The organism is Roseisolibacter sp. H3M3-2 (assembly GCF_029211165.1).
Classification (GTDB): Bacteria; Gemmatimonadota; Gemmatimonadetes; order Gemmatimonadales; family Gemmatimonadaceae; genus Roseisolibacter.
On sequence record NZ_JARGEK010000799.1, the window covers coordinates 1 to 547 of the forward strand.

At 81.4% G+C, this 547-nt stretch carries 1 protein-coding gene; it reads right to left on the bottom strand.

All coding sequences use genetic code 11. From position 1 onward, the window contains the following. A partial coding sequence (locus PYV61_RS26480) for a CheB methylesterase domain-containing protein (RefSeq protein WP_275836884.1) occupies positions 1-547 on the bottom strand: 547 nt, incomplete at both ends.

The following is a 547-nucleotide window of genomic DNA, read 5'->3' on the forward strand; positions in this document are numbered from 1 at the left end:
GAGCGGCACCACCGCGTCGGCGCCCGCCAGCGCCAGCGCGCTGTCCGGCATGCCCGGAACGACGGCGGTCTCGCGCGCCTGCACCAGCGCGCGCCCGCCCGCCGCGCGCGGGGCGCGCATCCCCTCGGCGCCGTCGCGCCCCATCCCGGTGAGCACGTCGCCGAGCGTCGCGGCGCCGAACGCCTGCGCGGCCGAGGCGAAGAGGACGTCGGCGCTCGGGCGCACCCCCCACACCGTCGGCCCGTCGTCGAGCGCGAGCCGCGCGACGCCGTCGTCGCCGCGCACCACGCGCAGGTGGCGCCCGCCCGGCGCGACGTACACCGCGCCGGCGTGCACCACGGCGCCCTCGACCCCCTCGTGCACGGCGAGCGTCGAGCGCGCGGCCAGCCGCCGCGCCAGCGAGCCGGTGAAACCGGCCGGCATGTGCTGCGCGATCAGCACCGCCGCGCCGGCGCCGCGCGCCCTCACCGGGACGAGCAGCGCGAGCGCGTTAGGGCCGCCGGTGGACGCCGCGACGACGCACACGCGCGTGGCCTCGGCGGCCGCC